The 1,143-nt window shown below is 61.6% G+C and carries 1 protein-coding gene; it reads right to left on the bottom strand.

Annotated elements, in window-relative coordinates:
- Positions 1-18 precede the first annotated feature (18 nt).
- Positions 19-957, bottom strand: coding sequence for an IS110 family transposase (locus PH605_RS25245; RefSeq protein ID WP_271040166.1), 939 nt, complete (start codon positions 955-957; stop codon positions 19-21).
- Positions 958-1,143: the final 186 nt, after the last annotated feature.

Genomic DNA, 1,143 nt, shown 5'->3' with positions numbered 1-1,143 from the left:
TCAAGCAACCGTGGATGATCAAGCAAATGCTGGATCTGTCCTTGCGATGGCGTTGAGGATAGTGACGAGCTTCCGGATTGTTGCGACGATGGCTAGTTTGAAGGGTTTTCCCTTGCTGCGCAGGCGCTGATAAAAGGCTCCAAGAACGGGGTCTTTGACCTTGATGGCGCTGAGTGCGGCCATATAGGCGATGTCGCGTAGATGCTTGCGGCCACCGGAGCATTTGCCCTGTCGGTTTGATGAGCCGGATTGACGCGCATGCGGCGCGACGCCGACAAGAGCGGCGATGACCTTTGAAGAGACAGTGCCGAGTTCAGGCAGATCGGCAATGAGCGCGGTGGCCAGCACCGGGCCGACGCCGGTGACCTTGCACATTCTGTCGTGGCGCTTTCGCAGGCCGGGCGTCGCCTTGAGCAGATCGCGCATGGCGCGGTCGAGAGTGGCGATGTCCGTGTCGATGATGCGCAGGCGTACCTCCAGCATGTCGCGCACCAGCGGCTCTTCGATGGTATCGAGCTGGCTCGTCAGACCGCTCTTTTCGGCGACCAGCCTGCGCCGGTGGGCGGCGAGCGCGCTCAGGCGACTGCGCACGGGATTTGGTTCATATGGAGTGAGGTGAGCGTGTACCGTTGCCAGATAGCGGGCGATCACGGCAGCGTCGATCATATCGGTCTTTGCCAGCTGCCCCATGGCTTTGGCAAAGTTGCGAACCCTTGCGGGCGGCAGGATATGGACCTTCAGGCCTGCCGCATGCAGGCTGTCGGCCAGCCTGCGCTCATAACCGCCGGACGCCTCCAGTCCGACGACGACCGGTCCGAGCCCCAGAAGGCGGCTCGCGAGAGCGCCGATCTGTGTCGGCGAACTGCCGGTACTCCAGCGCTTGCCGGCCGGATAGACGAAAACATCGAAGCGGGTTTTGGAAACGTCGATGCCGACGAAGAGAAGTTCCGGTATCATGGCCTTGCTCCCAGGCTTGTGGTGCGGGCGAAAGCCCGATCAACCGTTCGGGGTCAAAGGGAGCAGGCAGGGCCTTGCTTGATCTCGGCTGCGTAAACCAGTCCGGAAATACGGCCGCCTGCCTGCATAGGCCGGGATGCGCATCCCGGCCTATGCATCAAGTAAACCACAATACGTCCACACAAG

The sequence above is a fragment of the Agrobacterium sp. CFBP 3001 genome, from assembly GCF_027871605.1.
Taxonomy (GTDB): domain Bacteria; phylum Pseudomonadota; class Alphaproteobacteria; order Rhizobiales; family Rhizobiaceae; genus Agrobacterium; species Agrobacterium leguminum.
Note: the sequence above shows the minus strand (reverse complement) of the source record. Positions and strands in the feature narration are given on the sequence as shown.